Origin of the sequence: Citrobacter sp. Cb028, from assembly GCF_030336705.1 — a bacterium.
GTDB lineage: Bacteria > Pseudomonadota > Gammaproteobacteria > Enterobacterales > Enterobacteriaceae > Citrobacter > Citrobacter braakii.
Genome location: NZ_JAOWCZ010000034.1, coordinates 1,846,766 through 1,865,946, shown reverse-complemented (window position 1 = coordinate 1,865,946; position 19,181 = coordinate 1,846,766). Strand labels below are relative to the sequence as shown.

At 48.8% G+C, this 19,181-nt stretch carries 23 protein-coding genes, 3 tRNA genes and 1 pseudogene; 18 read left to right on the top strand and 9 right to left on the bottom strand.

What is annotated here, in order from left to right; all coding sequences use genetic code 11:
* The first annotated feature begins 100 nt into the window (after positions 1 to 100).
* Positions 101 to 514, top strand: coding sequence for a lipoprotein YedD (gene yedD, locus OGV75_RS18660; protein ID WP_016153484.1), 414 nt, complete (start codon positions 101 to 103; stop codon positions 512 to 514).
* 40 nt (positions 515 to 554) lie between these two features.
* On the opposite strand, the gene amyA is transcribed toward yedD, so the two are convergent.
* The 4 genes from amyA to fliD all read right to left on the bottom strand — a co-directional run bounded on the left by amyA (position 555) and on the right by fliD (position 4,305).
* Positions 555 to 2,042: an alpha-amylase gene (gene amyA / locus OGV75_RS18655; RefSeq protein WP_016156839.1), complete on the bottom strand. Its 1,488-nt coding sequence runs from the start codon at positions 2,040 to 2,042 to the stop codon at positions 555 to 557.
* Positions 2,043 to 2,110: 68 nt separating this feature from the next.
* Complete coding sequence (gene fliT, locus OGV75_RS18650) at positions 2,111 to 2,482, bottom strand: flagella biosynthesis regulatory protein FliT (RefSeq protein ID WP_003030458.1); 372 nt, start codon at positions 2,480 to 2,482, stop codon at positions 2,111 to 2,113.
* Positions 2,482 to 2,889: a flagellar export chaperone FliS gene (fliS, locus tag OGV75_RS18645; RefSeq protein WP_286481005.1), complete on the bottom strand. Its 408-nt coding sequence runs from the start codon at positions 2,887 to 2,889 to the stop codon at positions 2,482 to 2,484. Before fliS ends, fliT begins: the two co-directional genes overlap by 1 nt.
* A gap of 15 nt (positions 2,890 to 2,904) precedes the next feature.
* Positions 2,905 to 4,305, bottom strand: coding sequence for a flagellar filament capping protein FliD (fliD, locus tag OGV75_RS18640; RefSeq protein WP_286481004.1), 1,401 nt, complete (start codon positions 4,303 to 4,305; stop codon positions 2,905 to 2,907).
* Positions 4,306 to 4,559: 254 nt separating this feature from the next.
* Here fliD and OGV75_RS18635 point away from each other — a divergent pair, with 254 nt between their 5' ends.
* From OGV75_RS18635 to sdiA, 9 genes are all read left to right on the top strand, one after another.
* Complete coding sequence (locus tag OGV75_RS18635) at positions 4,560 to 5,741, top strand: FliC/FljB family flagellin (protein ID WP_286481003.1); 1,182 nt, start codon at positions 4,560 to 4,562, stop codon at positions 5,739 to 5,741.
* A gap of 81 nt (positions 5,742 to 5,822) precedes the next feature.
* Positions 5,823 to 7,019 (top strand): flagellin lysine-N-methylase, encoded by a 1,197-nt coding sequence (fliB, locus tag OGV75_RS18630; protein ID WP_181627276.1) that lies wholly within the window; start codon positions 5,823 to 5,825, stop codon positions 7,017 to 7,019.
* 195 nt (positions 7,020 to 7,214) lie between these two features.
* A complete protein-coding gene (fliA, locus tag OGV75_RS18625; RefSeq protein ID WP_016153479.1) occupies positions 7,215 to 7,934 on the top strand; it encodes an RNA polymerase sigma factor FliA in 720 nt (239 codons plus the stop codon).
* Between the two features lie 57 nt (positions 7,935 to 7,991).
* Positions 7,992 to 8,543, top strand: a complete 552-nt coding sequence (gene fliZ, locus OGV75_RS18620; protein WP_016153478.1) for a flagella biosynthesis regulatory protein FliZ — start codon at positions 7,992 to 7,994, stop codon at positions 8,541 to 8,543.
* 100 nt (positions 8,544 to 8,643) lie between these two features.
* Positions 8,644 to 9,444, top strand: a complete 801-nt coding sequence (tcyJ, locus tag OGV75_RS18615) for a cystine ABC transporter substrate-binding protein (RefSeq protein ID WP_016156835.1) — start codon at positions 8,644 to 8,646, stop codon at positions 9,442 to 9,444.
* Between the two features lie 106 nt (positions 9,445 to 9,550).
* Positions 9,551 to 10,537, top strand: coding sequence for a D-cysteine desulfhydrase (gene dcyD, locus OGV75_RS18610; protein WP_047358000.1), 987 nt, complete (start codon positions 9,551 to 9,553; stop codon positions 10,535 to 10,537).
* Positions 10,538 to 10,558: 21 nt separating this feature from the next.
* Positions 10,559 to 11,227, top strand: a complete 669-nt coding sequence (tcyL, locus tag OGV75_RS18605) for a cystine ABC transporter permease (RefSeq protein WP_003030474.1) — start codon at positions 10,559 to 10,561, stop codon at positions 11,225 to 11,227.
* A complete protein-coding gene (tcyN, locus tag OGV75_RS18600) occupies positions 11,224 to 11,976 on the top strand; it encodes an L-cystine ABC transporter ATP-binding protein TcyN (protein WP_003030477.1) in 753 nt (250 codons plus the stop codon). Before tcyL ends, tcyN begins: the two co-directional genes overlap by 4 nt.
* A 231-nt stretch (positions 11,977 to 12,207) precedes the next feature.
* A complete protein-coding gene (gene sdiA, locus OGV75_RS18595) occupies positions 12,208 to 12,930 on the top strand; it encodes a quorum-sensing transcriptional regulator SdiA (RefSeq protein ID WP_016156833.1) in 723 nt (240 codons plus the stop codon).
* Between the two features lie 66 nt (positions 12,931 to 12,996).
* Here the strand turns inward: sdiA and OGV75_RS18590 are convergent, their stop codons facing one another.
* Positions 12,997 to 13,221 carry a DUF2594 family protein gene (locus OGV75_RS18590; RefSeq protein WP_016153474.1) on the bottom strand — a complete coding sequence of 75 codons (225 nt, stop codon included), beginning with the start codon at positions 13,219 to 13,221 and terminating at the stop codon, positions 12,997 to 12,999.
* 19 nt (positions 13,222 to 13,240) lie between these two features.
* Positions 13,241 to 13,384, bottom strand: a complete 144-nt coding sequence (locus OGV75_RS23685; RefSeq protein ID WP_418135068.1) for a hypothetical protein — start codon at positions 13,382 to 13,384, stop codon at positions 13,241 to 13,243.
* A 295-nt stretch (positions 13,385 to 13,679) separates the two neighbouring features.
* On the opposite strand from OGV75_RS23685, the gene uvrY reads away from it, so the two are divergent.
* From uvrY to OGV75_RS18560, 6 genes are all read left to right on the top strand, one after another.
* Positions 13,680 to 14,336 carry a UvrY/SirA/GacA family response regulator transcription factor gene (uvrY, locus tag OGV75_RS18585; protein ID WP_006684079.1) on the top strand — a complete coding sequence of 219 codons (657 nt, stop codon included), beginning with the start codon at positions 13,680 to 13,682 and terminating at the stop codon, positions 14,334 to 14,336.
* Positions 14,333 to 16,165 (top strand): excinuclease ABC subunit UvrC, encoded by a 1,833-nt coding sequence (gene uvrC, locus OGV75_RS18580; protein ID WP_200013613.1) that lies wholly within the window; start codon positions 14,333 to 14,335, stop codon positions 16,163 to 16,165. Before uvrY ends, uvrC begins: the two co-directional genes overlap by 4 nt.
* A 55-nt stretch (positions 16,166 to 16,220) precedes the next feature.
* Positions 16,221 to 16,769, top strand: coding sequence for a CDP-diacylglycerol--glycerol-3-phosphate 3-phosphatidyltransferase (gene pgsA / locus OGV75_RS18575; RefSeq protein ID WP_016153472.1), 549 nt, complete (start codon positions 16,221 to 16,223; stop codon positions 16,767 to 16,769).
* 151 nt (positions 16,770 to 16,920) lie between these two features.
* A tRNA-Gly gene (locus OGV75_RS18570) sits at positions 16,921 to 16,996 on the top strand.
* A gap of 51 nt (positions 16,997 to 17,047) precedes the next feature.
* Positions 17,048 to 17,121, top strand: a tRNA-Cys gene (locus OGV75_RS18565).
* Between the two features lie 12 nt (positions 17,122 to 17,133).
* Positions 17,134 to 17,220 (top strand) — tRNA-Leu (locus tag OGV75_RS18560).
* A gap of 238 nt (positions 17,221 to 17,458) precedes the next feature.
* Here the strand turns inward: OGV75_RS18560 and OGV75_RS23680 are convergent.
* Entirely contained in the window at positions 17,459 to 17,548 is a 90-nt protein-coding gene (locus OGV75_RS23680) for a hypothetical protein (RefSeq protein WP_016153471.1), read from the bottom strand.
* Positions 17,549 to 17,613: 65 nt separating this feature from the next.
* The gene (cspH, locus tag OGV75_RS18555) at positions 17,614 to 17,826 is read right to left on the bottom strand and encodes a cold shock-like protein CspH (RefSeq protein WP_049040548.1); all 213 of its coding nucleotides are present in this window, start codon (positions 17,824 to 17,826) and stop codon (positions 17,614 to 17,616) included.
* A gap of 297 nt (positions 17,827 to 18,123) precedes the next feature.
* Here cspH and cspA point away from each other — a divergent pair, with 297 nt between their 5' ends.
* Positions 18,124 to 18,339: an RNA chaperone/antiterminator CspA gene (gene cspA, locus OGV75_RS18550; protein WP_016153470.1), complete on the top strand. Its 216-nt coding sequence runs from the start codon at positions 18,124 to 18,126 to the stop codon at positions 18,337 to 18,339.
* A 393-nt stretch (positions 18,340 to 18,732) separates the two neighbouring features.
* Here cspA and OGV75_RS18545 read toward each other — a convergent pair whose 3' ends face one another.
* The gene (locus tag OGV75_RS18545) at positions 18,733 to 18,903 is read right to left on the bottom strand and encodes a YnfU family zinc-binding protein (RefSeq protein ID WP_162835200.1); all 171 of its coding nucleotides are present in this window, start codon (positions 18,901 to 18,903) and stop codon (positions 18,733 to 18,735) included.
* Positions 18,904 to 19,043: 140 nt separating this feature from the next.
* Here OGV75_RS18545 and OGV75_RS18540 point away from each other — a divergent pair.
* Positions 19,044 to 19,169, top strand: a pseudogene (locus OGV75_RS18540) (IS30 family transposase); the annotation flags it as partial.
* Between the last annotated feature and the right edge of the window lie 12 nt (positions 19,170 to 19,181).

Genomic DNA, 19,181 nt, shown 5'->3' with positions numbered 1-19,181 from the left:
GTAACACCGTCTGGATCAATCTTTCTCGACACTGCCGAAAGGCTGGCGACATCAGGCCTTTAATGCCACAATCCCATTTTCTTCGCATGCAGGATGAATGATGAAAAAATTAGCAATCGTTGCTGTATTTCTGGCGCTTACCGGATGCGCCGAAGTAGAAAATTATAACGACGTGGTGAAAACGCCAGCGCCAGCCGGTCTGGAAGGATACTGGCAGTCAAAAGGTCCGCAACGCAGTCTGGTGAGCCCGGAAGCGATTGCCAGCCTGGTGGTAACAAAAGAGGGCGACACGCTGGATTGTCGCCAGTGGCAGCGAGTGATCGCGCTGCCGGGGAAACTGACGATGATCTCTGGCGATCTCACCAACGTGACGGTGAAACGCGAGCTGTATGAGATTGAGCGGGAAGGCAATACGCTGGAATATGACGGTATGACGCTGCAGCGGGTCGACCGCCCGACGCAGGAATGTGCTGACGCGTTAAAGAAAACGCCGCTGGCCACGCCACTGCCATAAGCTATACGCCCCGGTAGCCAACGGCCACCGGGGTTGAGCTTTATAACACGTCTTCAATCACCCACACGCTGACGCTACCGCCGTTACAATAAAACGTCGCTTCACCGTTCTCATCGGTGACCACGCTTTCTTCGCGATTTCCCAGATAGTCGCGCCAGGTTTTATTCCCGTAATTCGCACCGAGATTGATGGTCTTTTCCCCGTCATCGCCGTTAGACAGAACAACCACACAGCCGGGATCCTCGTCCGTTCCGCTGCGGCTAAAAGCGATACAGTTAGGGTGATCGAAAAAGAGCGTCTGTACGCCGTGCGCGAAGCGCTGGCGCGCGAGGATCAGTTCATCAAGCTGTTCAATGATCGGCATGTCGATAGGATAGGTTTCGCCATCGCCGCCGGTGTCTTCGTAATGCGCCCCGTAGAGGTCAGGATAAAACACTGACGGTACGCCGTTTTCGCGCAACAGGATCAGCGCATAGGCCAGCGGCTTAAACCACGGTTCGACAGGGGCTTCCAGCGCCTGCAAGGGCTGAGTGTCGTGATTGGCCACCAGGGTGACGGCATGAAACGGATCGGCTTCCACCAGGGTGTCGGTGAAAATCTGACTCATGTCGTAATCGCGTCCCTGACGAGAGGCTTCGTGGAATTTCATCTGTAAAGGGGCGTCGAATAACATGGTTTTCCCCTCCACCTGATTAATGTAGGTTTGCAGCTTGTCGACTTCATGCGACCAGTATTCCGCGACGATAAACAGCGGCTTGGGGGCGACTTCCTGCACATGCTCAATCCACTCTTTATAAAACCATGCCGGAATATGTTTCACGGCATCTAAACGAAAGCCGTCACACTGGGTTTGCTCCATCACCCAACGCGCCCAGTATTTGATCTCCTCAGTTACGGCGTGATTGCGAAAATCGATGTTTTCGCCCATCAGATAATCAAAATTACCCAACTCATCATCAACCTGATCGTTCCAGCCTTCGCCGGTGTAGTCGTTCACGATTTTAAAAATGCCGTCTTCGGTTGGGTTTTCGATATGGTCAATACCGCTGAAGCATTTAAAGTCCCAAATGAATTGCGAGTACTGGCCTGCGCGGGCAGGGAAGGTGTAGCGCGTCCAGCCTTCGCATTCGACGATCTCATCGTCTATTTGCGTGCGATCCTCGGCGTTAACGCGCTGCACACGAATATTCTCTTTTTCATCTGCGCCCATCTTGTGGTTAACCACCACGTCGAGCAGTACGGCAATATCATTGTGTTTTAGCGCGTCTATCGCCGCCAGCAGCTGGTTTTTATCGCCATATTTGGTAGCGATGGTTCCCTTTTGGTCGAATTCCCCCAGATCAAACAGATCGTAGGAGTCGTAGCCAACGGAATAGCCGCCGGATGCGCCTTTATAAGCGGGAGGTAACCACACCATATTGATGCCGATGTCATTGAGTCCACCTGCGCGTTCGGCAAGTTCGGGCCAGAGTTGACCGCCCTCGGGGTAATACCAGTGAAAATACTGCAATAACGTGGGATTTTTCATCTTCCGTGCTCCAGAAGTCGTTTGGCCGACCTCTGGAGTATGGAAGATTATTCAGACGAGACGGGAAATTATTGTGGGGCAGTGGGGGCGTCGGGAACTAACAGCATGCCGGAAAGACGGCCATAAGCGTTATTTAGCGTCTTTTGGCGCGTCGACTGACCGATGAGATTGCTGAGCTCATCCAGACGCTGCTGCAACAATGTTTTGAGCAGTTGTTCGTTATCCAGCGTCTGTTTAATGTACCCGGCCACTAAATCCTGAATACTTCGCGTAATGCCTGGTGGAGTTTGCTCTTCCATGACCACTTCAATACTTTGCAGATAGGTAACTTCCTGTTCCAGTAAAAGGTCCCATTCACCGCGCTGCGCCAGTTCCAGCAGTGAGTGACTGAGCAGCGCGATGCGCTGCCAACGGTTGATAAACTCCACGGCTGAGGTCATTAACGAGACTCCTGGGAAGATGCTTTCGGTGAGATCTGTTTCCAGGCATCTGCAATGTTGCCGAGTAACCCTTCGACTTCTTCAATGGCCTGACAATCATTACGCAAGTTAGCTTGCAGTAAACGGCGAATCATATAGTCATACAGAGAAGACAAATTGGTGGCGATTTCGCCGCCAGTCTCTTGATCAAGTCCTGCCTTCAGGCCATTGTCGATAATATTAATGGCTTTACTTAACGCCTCACCTTTGGCGACGATATCACCCTGTTGCATAAACAGGCGAGCGCGCACCAGGGCGCTGCTCGCGCCATCAAACAACATTTCAATCAGCTGATGTGGGTTGGCGCTCATTACGCCACTCTCTATGCTGACCTGTGCATAGGCTTTGGTACCGCTCGCGGTATACATGCTTACCTCGTGTTATCAGGATTTATTCATCGCCGAAAATTGCTGGCCCAGATAGTTACTGGTGTTATTCAGCTTGCTCATCATGCTATCCAGTTGGGTAAACTGGGCGGTGTAACGCGCAACCATGTCGTCGATACTGGCGCTGACGGACAGGTACTGTTTGGTCAGTTTTTTCAGCGTGGCATTAATGCTGTCTTGTGCGCTGTCGATAATGCCGTCATCGGCCAGGTAGCTTTTCACTTCGGCGGCAATTTTGGTGGTGATCCCGGTTTCTTTGCCGTCGCCAGCCAGCAGTTCGCGAACAGAGGCGGTGTTTTCATCCAGCGCTTTTTTCAGCTTGGTATCATCGATGGACATCTTGCCGGTTTTGCCATCTTGTTTGATGCCGATTTCATTCAGTGTCTTAAAAGCACCTTCAGCACCGGAGTTAGCAAACTGTGCACGAATGCCTGTCTGAATCGTACGTACTACGCTGTCACCGACCAGCGCGCCGTTGTCTTTGTCCTGACCTTCCGCACCTGCATCTACGGCTTTATATTTGGTCAGCGTATTAAAGGTATCGATCAGTGAGTTATAGGCATCCACCCAACCTTTAATCGCTTCCGTAGCTTTCTCATTGCTTTTCGTCACCGTTACGCGCGCGTCGGTAACTTTTTTGGTCAGTTCCAGCGTAACACCCTGCGGGGCATCGGTGACTTTGTTGCTTTGACGTTCAATATCGATACCGTTCATCGTGAGCTTGGAGTTCTGGGCCTGAACCAGCTCAGTCATTTTTCCTGTACCGGTAGTGCTGTCGTAAGTCAGCATATCGTTAAGCTTGCTGTCGCCCTCAACAGAGATGGTCATCTTGCTGTCCAGACCTTCTGCTGCGGTCAGCACCAGTTTGAACTCGCCGTCTTTCACCTTCACGATACTGGCGGAGATACCGCTATCGGTATCGTTAATTGCCTTGCTGATATCATCCAGCGTGGTCTTATCTTGGGAGAGTTTAATCTCCAGCGGCTCTTTACGGCCCGGCTGCTCAATTTTAATGGTACGCGTGGCGGAGCCATCACCCAGAGCCTCTTTGTTTGAGGCCACCGATGTGGTGCTCAGCGATTGTGCCTGTGCCAGTTGCGTGACGCTGATGGTATAAATACCCGGTGCCGCGCCTGCTTCGGTGGTGACTTTCAGGTCTTCAGTACTGCTCGTCACATTACTGCTTCTGAACAACTCCGGTTTATTTAACGCGGTATTGGCCGTCTGGAACTTTTCCAGCGCACTTTTCAGCGTACCGTAAGCCGTCAGACGGGCGGTATTGTCGGTCTGTTGCTGAGTAATTGGATTTAGACGTTTTTTCTCAGCAATAGTCAGGTTGTTTAGCAACGTATCCAGTGGTAAGCCTGAGCCTACGCCTAATGATGTAAATGAAGCCATGCCCGATTCCTTGTGATTGCAAACAATTGTTAAGCGGGTTATCGGCAATCTGCGCGCAAAGTTTAATGATAGTTTTGTCAAAATAATGCGCGGAATAGTGGTGCATATAGAGGGTATTTCACGGGCTAAGAAAAAAATGGCGAAAACAAAAAATTTTCTAAAGTTCGAATGTAAGGTGCCGATACATGGGTTACGGTGAGAAACCGTGGGCAACAGCCCAATAACATCAAGTTGTAATTGATAAGGAAAAGATCATGGCACAAGTCATCAATACAAACAGCCTGTCGCTGTTGACCCAGAATAACCTGAATAAATCTCAGTCTTCTCTGAGCTCCGCTATCGAGCGTCTGTCCTCTGGTCTGCGTATCAACAGCGCGAAAGACGATGCTGCTGGTCAGGCGATTGCTAACCGCTTCACCTCGAACATCAAAGGTCTGACTCAGGCTTCCCGTAACGCCAACGACGGTATCTCCATCGCGCAGACCACTGAAGGTGCTCTGAACGAAATTAACAACAACCTGCAGCGTGTACGTGAACTAACTGTTCAGGCACAGAATGGCACAAACTCTTCAACCGACCTTTCTTCAATCCAAGATGAAATCAAACAGCGTCTGGATGAAATTGATCGTGTTTCAGCACAAACTCAGTTCAATGGTACAAACGTTCTGTCGAAAAACCAGACCCTGTCTATTCAGGTGGGTGCGAATGACAACGAAACGATTGATATTAAACTGAGTGAAGTGACTGCAAGCACTCTAAAATTGTCTGGCTTCAACGTATCTGGCCCGCAGGGGACATTGAAAGCTGTCGATACTAAGGCTATCTGGGGAGCTACCACAAAAGTTGCTACTGCTGAAGCTGATGACGCAAATAAAGATGCATTAGGAGCAAAATTGGGTCTGGCTGCAGGTAAACTTGCTATTGGTGCTGTTCAGCAAGATGATAAGGGTAACTTGTTTGCTACTGTGACAATTGATGCTTCCGCTCAGGCCGATTTTGATGCGTTGCAGTCTCGTGGTGTAGATGTAAAAAAAGCGGCAGGTCAAGTATTCCAGGTCGCGTTGAACTCTGCTAGTGCGGATGTTACTGCAGACCCTACTAAAGCAACATTTACTATCGATGAGGCATCTTTTAATGCCAAGACATTAAAAACAGCAACAACGACTGATCCGCTAAAAACTATTGATGCAGCCTTAGCCGAAGTTGATAAGCAACGTTCTTCATTGGGTGCGATTCAAAACCGTTTTGAATCTGCTATTACCAACTTGGGTAATACAGTAAACAACCTGTCTTCTGCTCGTAGTCGTATCGAAGATTCTGACTACGCGACTGAAGTGTCTAACATGTCTCGTGCGCAAATTCTGCAACAGGCGGGTACCTCCGTTCTGGCCCAGGCTAACCAGACCACGCAAAACGTGCTCTCTTTACTGCGTTAATCTGACGATAGTTTTACAAATAAGTCAGTACAATCAAGGTGGCGAAAGTCACCTTGATTTTTTTTTACCGGAGCAAACGTAATGAAAGAAATTATAATTACTGAACCTGCCTTTGTCGCGGCGTTCAATTGTGTGGGTAGCGAGTGTCGCGACCATTGCTGTAAAGAGTGGGAAATCGCAGTTGATAAGCCAACGGTAAAAAAATATCTGACGAATAAAGATCTATTAATCCAGACCATTGCGAAAGAAAGTGTCCAACTGGTTAAAAAGGACTCGCTCAACTGGGGAAAAATTATATTCTCACCTGAATCCGGCAACTGTCCATATTTTGGTGATGATAAATTGTGCATGGTACATAAGCGGTTGGGGGCGCAAGCACTGAGTAAAACCTGTGCTATTTATCCTCGCTCTTATCGTAGCTATAAAAATGATGTACACCAGTCACTGAATATTTCATGCCCGGAAGTAGTCAGGTTATTGCTTAGCGAACCTGATTCGATGAAATTTAATGAGCGGATTGTGTTGCAACAAAAGTCCAATGCCGCGAAACCGCTTTCGGTGGTGCACAAGGTACTGAGTCTGTTTTGTCTGGATCTAATTGGACGGACTGATATTGAGGTTGAACCCGCGCTTTTTGCCGTGGTGAAGTTCCTGCTGTTCCTCGAAAAAATTGAAACTGTAGATGAATCAACGATTGGGCAGATTGAATCCGTTCATGAGCAATTGGTACAGCAACTACAAAACGGCGAAGTGATGGGTGATATTACTGGCGATTATCGTATCAAAGCGTCGATGACTGTACTAATGCAAAATTATTTCCGTACGAAGTGTTTTTCTCGTGGGAAAAAAGTAATTACGCAATATATTGATTCCCTGCTGCGCATGTTGGCTGTAGAAAACGGGCTAACACTAGAAGATAAAATCGCCGATGTCGAACAAGTATGGAAAAGTATTGTTCTACCCGAAATAGGGAAAACGCCATGTGCGCTTAAAAATTATGTACTTTATAAATTTTGGCAAAATGATTTTCCTAATATGTCGTCGGGAACACCGTTTCGTGGCCTGTATATGATTGTTGCGGAATATTATTTTATCAAACTACTGGTCGCCGCACACGCGAAAGAACATGGATCCGTGCAGTTGGAAGATATTATCAACATCATCTATAGCTTTCACTCTTCAAGCCAACATAGCAAAGCGCTAACAGAGAACTTTTATCGCTACATTGAGAATGTGAGAATGGGAGATGATTTGTCTCTGGTCTCTTTACTGGTATAGCATATTATCGTGAGGTATCTCACAGATGCTTCACGATTTAATTTTTTGATTTTAAAGGTTTTTTGTTTCATTTCTTCTGTTTGTAGCATTACAAAAGTCAAATAACCCTTCTTTTATAGCCTTATTCCTCCGATAGAACCCCCTGCAGAAACGGATAATCATGCCGATAACTCATTTAACGCAGGGCTGTTTATCGTGAATTCACTGTATACCGCTGAAGGTGTAATGGATAAACACTCGCTGTGGCAGCGTTATGTACCGTTGGTGCGTCACGAAGCATTGCGCCTTCAGGTGCGTTTGCCGGCGAGCGTAGAACTGGATGACCTGCTACAAGCGGGCGGCATCGGGTTATTGAATGCAGTCGACCGATATGACGCTTTGCAAGGAACGGCATTTACCACTTACGCAGTGCAGCGTATTCGTGGAGCGATGCTGGACGAACTACGTAGCCGGGATTGGGTGCCGCGTAGCGTTCGGCGCAATGCTCGCGAAGTGGCACAGGCGATGGGGCAACTGGAGCAGGAATTAGGGCGTAACGCGACGGAAACCGAAGTGGCGGAGCGTCTGGCTATTCCTGTGCAAGAGTATCGTCAGATGTTGCTTGATACCAATAATAGCCAACTCTTCTCCTACGACGAGTGGCGGGAAGAGCATGGCGATAGTATTGAGCTGGTGACGGAAGAACATCAGCAGGAAAACCCGTTACAGCAGCTACTTGAGGGTAACCTCCGCCAGCGCGTGATGGACGCGATCGAAGCGTTGCCGGAACGCGAAAAGCTGGTGTTAACGCTGTACTACCAGGAAGAGCTGAATCTGAAAGAGATTGGCGCGGTACTGGAAGTGGGGGAGTCACGGGTTAGCCAGTTGCACAGTCAGGCCATCAAACGTCTACGCACCAAGCTGGGTAAGCTATAGGGGTACACCATTACCCCTGAACAATGCCGCATTACGAATTGACTACCAGGAGTTCTCATGACGGTGCAGCAATCAAAAAGACGGCCTCTAAGCCGCTACCTCAAAGATTTCAAACACAGCCAGACGCATTGCGCCCATTGCTTTAAGTTGCTCGACAGGATCACGCTGGTTCGCCGCGGGCAAATTGTGAATAAAATCGCCATCGCCCGACTGGACACGTTGCTGAATGAAGCAGAGTGGGAACAGGAGAAAAAAGAGTGGGTGGCGCTGTGTCGTTTTTGTGGTGATTTGCACTGCAAAGAGCAGAGCGACTTTTTTGACATTATCGGCTTCAAGCAATTTTTATTCGAGCAGACCGAAATGAGTCACGGCACGGTACGCGAATACGTTGTGCGCCTGCGTCGCCTCGGGAATCATCTGACCGAACAAAATATCTCTCACGATCTGCTGCAGGAAGGGTTTCTCGACGAAAACCTTGCCCCGTGGCTGCCGGAAACCAGCACCAACAATTACCGCATCGCCTTGCGTAAGTATGAGCAGTTTAAAGCCCATACGCATATGGGACATATGCAGAAATCCTCCTGGACAGCCAGTTCTGATATATATTAAAAACGAATAAGGTGTAACAGAGTCGTGTTTGTGGATCACGGCAAACGCTTTACACTGTAGTCATAAATGATAGTCACTAATGACAATATTCGGGGTAACTATGAAATTAGCACTTCTGGGACGTCAGGCTCTGATGGGTGTAATGGCTGTTGCACTTGTCGCCGGAATGAGCGTGAAGACTTATGCAGATGAAGGTCTGTTAAATAAAGTTAAAGAGCGCGGCACGCTGCTGGTGGGCCTGGAAGGGACCTATCCCCCGTTTAGTTTTCAGGGCGATGACGGCAAGCTGACCGGTTTCGAAGTGGAGTTTGCCGAGGAACTGGCCAAGCATCTTGGAGTGAAAGCCACGCTGAAGCCGACCAAATGGGACGGTATGCTGGCTTCTCTTGATTCCAAACGCATTGACGTGGTCATCAACCAGGTGACTATCTCTGATGATCGTAAGAAAAAATACGATTTCTCTACCCCGTATACGGTCTCTGGTATCCAGGCGCTGGTGAAGAAAGGCAATGAAGGCGTTATTAAGACTGCTGCCGATCTGAAAGGTAAAAAAGTCGGCGTGGGTCTGGGAACCAACTATGAAGAGTGGTTGCGCCAGAACGTGCAGGGCGTGGATATTCGTACCTATGATGATGACCCGACCAAATATCAGGATCTGCGCGTAGGTCGTATCGACGCCATCCTGGTTGACCGTCTGGCCGCGCTGGATCTGGTGAAAAAAACCAAGGATACGCTGGCCGTTACCGGTGAAGCATTCTCCCGCCAGGAGTCCGGCGTGGCGCTGCGTAAAGGCAATGAAGATCTGCTGAAAGCGGTGGATGCAGCTATTGCTGAAATGCAGAAAGACGGTTCGCTGAAAGCCCTGTCTGAAAAATGGTTTGGAGCAGATGTGACGAAATAATCGTCATCTGATGAAAAAAGGCGCCTTTAACAGCGCCTTTTTTTATTTCATTGCGCCTGAACGTGCATAATAAAAGAACATCACAACAACGAATACCGGAGGCTGTATGCCGCTGCATAATTTAACGCGCTTTCCACGTCTGGAATTTATTGGCGCGCCAACGCCACTCGAATATCTTCCGCGCCTCTCAGATTATCTCGGGCGCGATATTTTCATTAAACGCGATGACGTCACGCCGATGGCTATGGGCGGCAATAAGCTGCGTAAGCTGGAGTTTCTGGCCGCAGACGCGCTGCGAGAAGGCGCGGATACGCTGATAACCGCTGGTGCGATTCAGTCTAACCATGTTCGCCAGACGGCGGCGGTCGCCGCTAAGCTAGGCCTGCACTGCGTGGCGCTGTTGGAAAATCCGATAGGCACCACTGCCGAAAACTATCTCACCAATGGCAACCGTCTGCTGTTGGACCTGTTTAATACGCAAATTGAAATGTGCGATGCGCTGACCGATCCGAATGCACAGCTGCAGGATCTGGCGACGCGGATTGAAGCGCAAGGGTTCCGCCCGTATGTGATCCCGGTTGGGGGCTCCAATGCACTGGGTGCGCTGGGCTATGTGGAAAGCGCGCTGGAAATTGCCCAACAGTGTGAAGGGGCCGTTTCGCTCTCTTCCGTAGTGGTGGCCTCGGGCAGTGCGGGAACCCATGCCGGACTGGCCGTGGGCCTGGAGCAATTGATGCCTGACGTCGAACTTATCGGCGTGACCGTCTCACGCAGCGTGGCGGATCAAAAGCCCAAAGTTGTTGCACTGCAGCAGGATATTGCACGGGAGCTGGAACTGACGGCCTCAGCGGAAATCCTGTTATGGGACGATTATTATGCGCCGGGCTACGGTACGCCAAACGAAGAGGGAATGGAGGCGGTAAAACTGCTGGCGCGTCTGGAAGGCATTTTGTTAGATCCGGTGTATACCGGCAAGGCGATGGCGGGTCTGATTGATGGCATTAGCCAGAAGCGCTTCAAAGATGAAGGGCCAATTCTCTTTATTCATACTGGTGGGGCGCCTGCGCTGTTTGCCTACCATCCTCACGTGTAACGACCAGGTAGAAAAACGCTAATGCATGAAAGTATCCAACTGGTGATTGATTCTCTGCCGTATCTGCTCAAGGGCGCAGTTTTTACGCTGCAACTGAGTATCGGTGGGATGTTCTTTGGTCTCGTGCTGGGTTTTATCCTGGCGCTGATGCGTCTGTCGCCGCTGCTGCCTGTGCGCTGGCTGGCGCGCTTTTATATCTCTATCTTTCGCGGAACGCCGTTGATTGCCCAGCTGTTCATGATCTATTACGGTCTGCCGCAGTTTGGTATTGAGCTTGATCCTATTCCGGCGGCGATGATTGGCTTATCGCTTAATACGGCGGCCTACGCTGCGGAAACGCTGCGTGCGGCAATCTCCTCCATCGACAAAGGGCAGTGGGAAGCGGGTGCCAGTATTGGTATGACGCGGTGGCAAACCATGCGCCGGGCAATCCTGCCGCAGGCTGCGCGGGTTGCGCTCCCGCCGCTGAGTAACAGCTTTATCAGCCTGGTGAAGGACACCTCTCTGGCCGCGACTATTCAGGTACCGGAACTGTTCCGTCAGGCGCAGTTGATTACCTCGCGTACGCTGGAGGTATTCACGATGTATCTTGCAGCCTCGTTGATTTATTGGGTGATGGCGACGGTGCTTTCTGCACTGCAAAACTATTTTGAAGAGCAACTGAATCGCCAGGAGAGAGAGCCGAAATGAGTGCTATCGAAGTCAGAAACCTGGTCAAAAAATTCCATGGGCAAACGGTGCTGCATGGGATCGATCTTGACGTCAAACCCGGTGAAGTTGTGGCGATTATCGGGCCGAGCGGTTCGGGCAAAACGACGCTGCTGCGCAGCATTAATTTGCTGGAGCAACCGGAGGCGGGCACCATTAAGGTGGGTGAGATTACCATTGATACCGCGCGTTCGTTAACTCAGCAGAAAGGTCTGATTCGTCAGTTGCGCCAGCACGTGGGCTTTGTGTTCCAGAACTTTAATTTGTTCCCGCATCGCACGGTGCTGGAAAACATTATTGAAGGTCCGGTGATTGTTAAAGGTGAACCGAAAGCCGAAGCGACAGCCCGTGCGCGCGAACTGCTGGCGAAAGTCGGGTTAGCTGGTAAAGAAACCAGCTATCCGCGGCGTTTGTCCGGCGGGCAGCAGCAGCGCGTGGCTATTGCCCGGGCGTTGGCGATGCGCCCCGAGGTGATTCTGTTTGATGAACCGACCTCCGCGCTTGATCCTGAACTGGTTGGTGAGGTACTTAATACCATCCGCCAGTTGGCGCAGGAAAAACGCACCATGGTGATAGTGACGCATGAAATGAGCTTTGCGCGCGACGTTGCCGATCGGGCGATATTTATGGATCAAGGAAGGATAGTGGAGCAGGGGCCCGCTAAATCCTTATTCACGCATCCACAGCAACCGCGAACCCGTCAGTTTCTTGAAAAGTTTCTGATGCAATAAATAGTGCATGCAGCACTCGTCGAAATTGTTTTTTGACGAGTGTTGTTCGCATAACTATTTATAATTATTGCTTTATTATTAACTCCCAATACTTTTACTTCCTGCCGTCGTTGAGTAATGCTCAAGTAATTGACCATTTGACCGATAATTTGCATATATAAAATACATTTATGTGTTAGCTTGTTTCATATGTTTGGATGATTATCAATCTCAGGGGTATTACCACTTAGTATGCAGGGTCATGATTTCTTCACCTGGCGACGGAGTATGCTGTTACGCTTTCAGGAAATGGCGACGGCAGAGGATGTCTATAATGAATTACAACAACAGACGCAGCATTTAGAGTTCGATTTTTACGCGCTCTGTGTTCGTCATCCCGTACCTTTTACCCGACCTAAAACGTCGCTTCACACGACCTATCCCAAAGCATGGGTGGCGCATTATCAGTCCGAGAATTATTTCGCTATTGATCCGGTGCTGAAGCCTGAAAACTTCAGTCAGGGGCATTTACCCTGGAACGATACCTTATTTCGCGATGCACAGCCCCTGTGGGATGCCGCGCGCAATCACGGTTTACGTAAAGGGATGACGCAATGCTTAATGTTGCCTAATCGGGCGTTGGGTTTTTTATCGGTATCGCGTGCGAGTGTCCGTAATAGTCGCTTTGCAAACGATGAGGTAGAGCTCAGGATGCAACTGCTGGTGCGGGAAAGCTTGTCGGTACTGACGCGGCTGCAAGATGACATGGTCATGGCGCCAGAGATGCGCTTTAGCAAGCGGGAAAAAGAGATATTGAAATGGACGGCAGAGGGGAAAACCTCTTCAGAGATAGCGATAATTCTGTCGATTTCTGAAAATACCGTTAACTTTCACCAGAAAAATATGCAAAAGAAATTTAATGCACCCAACAAAACGCAGATCGCCTGTTATGCCGCGGCAACCGGGCTGATCTGAGTAAATCATCGTTCTGAGTGTCAGACGCAAACCCGGCTGAGAGCATCGCTGTCAGCCGGGTTCTTATTACTGGCGGTAGGCCTGTTTAATTTGCTTAACAGTGCTGGAAAATACCGCAGCCTGTGATTGATCTTCAATCAGCGCGATCTGTTTTTCCATTTTAAGAATCACGCGCCCTGCATCGGCTTGGCCCATTGCCTGCAGCATCAGCGTTAACATGGCTTTCAGGCAGGTGACTTCGTTGGCCAGTTCCTGGTTATTCTCAGCAGTGGAAAAGTCAGGCGTACTCATTTATTTTCCTCGTTATGTTTCAATGAAAAAGTGCGATGTCAAATCTTAAGGCGCCGGAGTATACCATAAGCGAGGCTAAAAATATCAGCGGTTGTTTTCTGCGCAAACATAAGCCGCGGACATTAAAATAAACAACATGTTGCACTGCATATATTTTCTCCATCTGTTGTTTATTTCGAGTATTTTACTCGTTAATTATTGTTACAACTTTAGCTGACTATTTTGCATTCAACGGATGAATATGAATTTTTTGTCACTATTCTGAAACAGCTATGCAGATATAACCGTGGCAAAAGGTTGCCATAACAGAAAGTTTCCACTCGTCGTACCTTCTAATTTCCAAAAACGAGAGCAAAATCGAAAGACGGCGATTTTTACATTTCAAAGTTGAGATAAAACCCGTTAACATAGGACCGATTAACTATCGGTAGCGTTATCCCTATTCTGGAGATATTCCTTTGATCAACGTTTTTCTTGTTGATGACCACGAACTGGTGCGCGCAGGGATACGACGCATTCTTGAAGATATAAAAGGCATTAAAGTTGTCGGCGAGGCGTGCTGCGGTGAAGATGCGGTAAAATGGTGCCGCTCAAATTCCGTTGATGTTGTGCTGATGGACATGAATATGCCCGGTATTGGTGGCCTTGAGGCAACGCGTAAAATTGCGCGTTCAACGGCTGATATTAAAGTGATCATGCTGACTGTCCATACCGAAAACCCGTTACCTGCAAAAGTCATGCAGGCGGGAGCCGCGGGCTATCTCAGTAAGGGGGCTGCGCCCCAGGAGGTCGTGAGTGCGATTCGTTCGGTTTATTCTGGCCAACGTTATATTGCCTCCGATATCGCTCAGCAGATGGCGCTTAGCCAGATTGAGCCTGAGAAAACGGAAACCCCGTTTGCCAGTTTGTCTGAACGTGAGTTGCAGATTATGCTGATGATCACCAAAGGTCAGAAGGTCAATGAGATCTCAGAGCAACTGAATCTTAGTCCTAAAACGGTGAACAGCTATCGCTATCGAATGTTCAGTAAATTAAACATTCACGGCGATGTTGAGCTGACTCACCTGGCAATTCGCCATGGCCTGTGTAATGCGGAGACATTAACAAGCCAGTGACCGATCAGTTTGATGCCAAAGCGTTCCTGAAAACCGTGACCAGTCAGCCCGGTGTTTATCGTATGTATGATGACGCCGGGACGGTCATCTACGTCGGGAAAGCGAAAGACCTGAAAAAAAGGCTTTCCAGCTACTTCCGTAGAAACCTCGCATCGCGTAAGACCGAAGCACTGGTCGCGCAAATACAGCAGATTGATGTCACGGTAACGCACACCGAAACCGAGGCGTTATTGCTTGAGCACAACTACATCAAGCTGTATCAGCCGCGTTATAACGTTTTGCTGCGCGACGATAAATCCTATCCTTTTATTTTCCTCAGCGGCGATACCCATCCTCGCCTGGCAATGCATCGCGGGGCCAAGCATGCCAAAGGCGAGTACTTTGGACCGTTTCCTAACGGCTACGCTGTACGCGAAACGCTGGCGTTGCTGCAGAAAATCTTCCCTATTCGTCAGTGCGAAAATAGTGTTTATCGCAATCGCTCGCGGCCCTGTCTGCAATATCAGATTGGCCGCTGCCTCGGTCCGTGTGTGGCGGGTCTGGTGAGTGAGGAAGAGTATGCGCAGCAGGTTGATTACGTTCGTCTGTTCCTGTCCGGGAAAGACGATCAGGTATTAACGCAGCTGATCGCCCGGATGGAAAAAGCCAGCCAGAATCTCGAGTTTGAAGAGGCTGCCCGCATTCGTGACCAAATTCAGGCCGTACGCCGCGTGACCGAAAAACAGTTTGTCTCTAATACCGGAGATGATCTGGACGTCATCGGCGTGGCGTTTGACGCTGGCATGGCCTGTGTGCACGTGCTGTTTATTCGCCAGGGTAAAGTGTTAGGCAGTCGTAGCTATTTCCCGAAAGTACCTGGTGGAACAGAACTCGGCGAGGTCGTTGAAACCTTTGTCGGACAGTTTTATCTGCAGGGAAGTCAGATGCGCACCTTACCCGGTGAGATCCTGCTCGATTTTAATCTTAGCGATAAAACCCTGCTGGCAGACTCTTTGTCTGAGCTGGCCGGGCGGAAGATCAACGTTCAGACGAAACCGCGAGGCGATCGCGCGCGGTATCTGAAGCTGGCGCGTACCAACGCGGCGGTGGCGTTAACCACAAAACTTTCCCAGCAGTCGACCATTACTCAACGCCTGACGGCGCTGGCATCAGTACTCAAGTTACCCGCAGTGAAACGCATGGAATGCTTTGATATCAGCCACACGATGGGCGAGCAGACGGTAGCCTCCTGCGTGGTATTCGATGCCAATGGACCACTGCGCGCCGAGTATCGCCGCTATAACATCACGGGTATTACGCCGGGTGATGATTATGCGGCAATGAGTCAGGTTCTCCGCCGGCGCTACGGTAAGGCGATTGAAGAAAGTAAGATTCCGGACGTCATATTGATCGACGGCGGAAAAGGTCAACTGGGGCAGGCGAAAGCCGTGTTTGCTGAGCTGGACGTTCCCTGGGACAAACAGCACCCGCTTTTGTTGGGTGTGGCAAAAGGGGCCGATCGTAAAGCAGGCCTGGAAACGCTGTTCTTTGAGCCGGAAGGTGAGGGCTTTAGCCTACCGCCGGATTCGCCTGCATTGCACGTTATCCAGCATATCCGCGATGAATCTCACGATCATGCAATTAGCGGGCACCGTAAAAAACGGGCGAAGGTGAAAAGTACCAGCACGCTGGAGACTATTGAAGGTGTCGGGCCGAAGCGTCGGCAGATGTTGTTGAAATATATGGGCGGTTTGCAAGGTCTTCGTAACGCGAGTATTGAAGAAATTGCAAAAGTGCCGGGTATTTCGCAAGCTCTGGCAGAAAAGATCTTCTACTCGTTGAAACATTAGGCCCTCTGTAGCAACATAGGGGTAATTTTACTGACAACAGATAGTTATCCGTCATATGCAATTTAATATCCCTACGTTGCTCACGCTGTTTCGCGTCATCCTGATCCCATTCTTTGTATTGGCTTTTTATCTGCCATTCACCTGGGCTCCCTTCGTTTGTGCGCTGATCTTCTGTATTGCGGCGGTCACCGACTGGTTTGACGGCTATCTGGCGCGTCGCTGGAACCAAAGCACGCGTTTTGGCGCCTTCCTCGATCCGGTGGCTGATAAGGTACTGGTGGCTATCGCGATGGTGCTGGTGACCGAGCACTATCACAGCTGGTGGGTAACGCTTCCTGCCGCCACGATGATTGCGCGTGAAATTATTATCTCTGCGCTGCGTGAGTGGATGGCTGAACTGGGTAAACGTAGCAGTGTGGCGGTGTCCTGGATCGGCAAAGTGAAAACCACTTCGCAAATGGCCGCGCTCGCATGGCTGCTGTGGCGTCCAAATATTTGGGTAGAGTACGCCGGGATCGCACTTTTCTTCGTCGCCGCGATACTGACGTTGTGGTCAATGTTCCAGTATTTGAGCGCTGCGTGGGGAGATTTGCTTGAACAGTGATCGTTTCGGCGCAAATTTCAGCAAACGATCGTCAGTGGTGAAAAATATCGTTGACTCATTGCGTCAGGTAAGTAGAATGCAACGCATCGAACGGCAGCACTGATTGCCAGACGATAACAAAATCAAGTGATTAACAAAGTTACTTGGTGATGCGGGAATAGCTCAGTTGGTAGAGCACGACCTTGCCAAGGTCGGGGTCGCGAGTTCGAGTCTCGTTTCCCGCTCCAAATTAAAGACATCGGCAATAGCGGATGTCGGCTGAAAAGCCAGAAGATTTCGGCGCGTTAGCAAAGCGGTTATGTAGCGGATTGCAAATCCGTCTAGTCCGGTTCGACTCCGGAACGCGCCTCCAATTTCTTCCCGAGCCCGGATGGTGGAATCGGTAGACACAAGGGATTTAAAATCCCTCGGCGTTCGCGCTGTGTGGGTTCAAGTCCCACTCCGGGTACCATGGGAAAGAAAAGAATAATCAAAGCAATAAGCAGTGTCGTGAAACCACCTACGGGTGGTTTTTTTGTGCCTGAAATTTCTCGCTTCTCGCTCAGCGAACCTTCAAGCTCAGAAATCCCTTGGCTTTCATCCTATGTACATCACAGGCATTTGGGGTGTAACGCAAGCATATCACCCTGACGGGCTCAACATAGATACGCCAACGCTATTGCAACTCTTACCGGTCTTGAACTAACAGGTTAGATGAAAACAAGCAGAGTTACTATCAGCGTGCAGCATGAGCTCTTAAGGCCCGTCAGCCAGTCGTTGAGATAGATTTTCTGATACATATGAAACTCTCCCTGTTTTGAAATTCTCTTTTATGATTCCAGAAGTCAGGAGGGGCGGCTACAGGTCATGAGAGATAAACGTTCGCAGCCGAGGGGCCTCGAAGACCATTTATTCGACAAAACTCAACGCGTAATCCGGGGATGAGTACTTCTGAGTCACGGAGACTTAAGGCTGAAATGTGAAGCTGTACATCTTTGCGACCATCGGAGGGGGAGATAAGGCCTTTACCGCTCTTGCAGTCAAAGGCTTTGACAATTCCTGTCATTTTACGAGACAAAAAAATTCCTTAAAGCTAATAACGTGTTGCACTATACACATACCCCTGGATAATGCCAGAAATATTTTTCAGCTATCGTGAGATCTGGATAGCTAAAATAAACATTGATTATTATATACGCCCGTGCGTTAATGGTCGCGTCGGTTTGAAGAACAGACAAAATACAAAGTAGTTTACTAAAGCAGTTCTCATTTCAGGTGTTTTATATTTATCCCTTCTTTGAGTCTCCCCACTAAGCACTAAGTAGTTTCTGTAATAAAACCATGTTCGCCGGAAGGCCAAATTAAGGAATACAAAATGTCAAAAAAGATGAATGGTTTAGTAAAATGGTTTAATGCCGATAAGGGATTCGGTTTTATTTCTCCTGTTGACGGTAGTAAAGATTTATTTGTACATTTTTCTGCTATCCAGAGCGATAATTTCCGCACCTTGTTTGAAGGGCAAAAAGTCTCTTACTCCATTGAGAATGGTACTAAAGGTCCGGTTGCTGGCAATGTAGTTATTACAGAGTAAATCCTTTTTTTGTCTGTATGCGATAACGAAGAAGGCTAAAGCCTGAGTAGACATACTGACAGAAGCAATGGATGTATTGTTGGGTCAGTAGAGATGAAATGTTACTGATCCGGCATTCAGGGCAACGGTCAGCATATTTCATCTCTCTTTTGCATGAGAAAGTATGCTGACCATTGTGAGTACGTGTAGGTTCACTGCACAAAAAGTCTAACCGCTTGCTTTGTACGGCAACGTACGCAAGGGGATAGCTTTTCCCAGATATCACCATATTTTTTATTTTTAAATATGAAAATACTAAACCCGCAGCCAGCGGGTTTTCTGTTATCTGTAGCTTGATAAATATTAAAATACAGAGGTGGTGATTCTGTTCCAGAAATAGAGTCTAAAACGGATTCAGGCTGCTTCTTTTTGGTTTGTCTGGAATACTTTATTGCAATGAGGACAGATTAAAAGAGAACCTTTTTGTACTCTTGAAAAACTGTGTTCAGATTGTTGGGTACAGTTTGGGCAGGTGCATTTGACAAGATAGTTGCGGCGTGATTTAGAGTCTTTACGTTCTGACATAGGCTTTTCCTTGAGTGGATGAACTTCAACCATACCCTAATTTGTCCAAAAAATCTTAACTTTATGATGTTTTGGATATGTAAATATAAAGAAAAGGTATCGCAAAGAGCCTGATGATAAGGGCGGCTTCCCAAATTTAATTCTGTAATCCTCAATCTTCCTGGCTGCGTGGTTCAAATAAAAATACGAAAAGATTGCTCAGACAGTATTTTCCAAAAGGAGCTGGCTTATCGGTTCGCAGCCAGCAAAGAATTAACATTGTTGCATCCAGTGGTTGA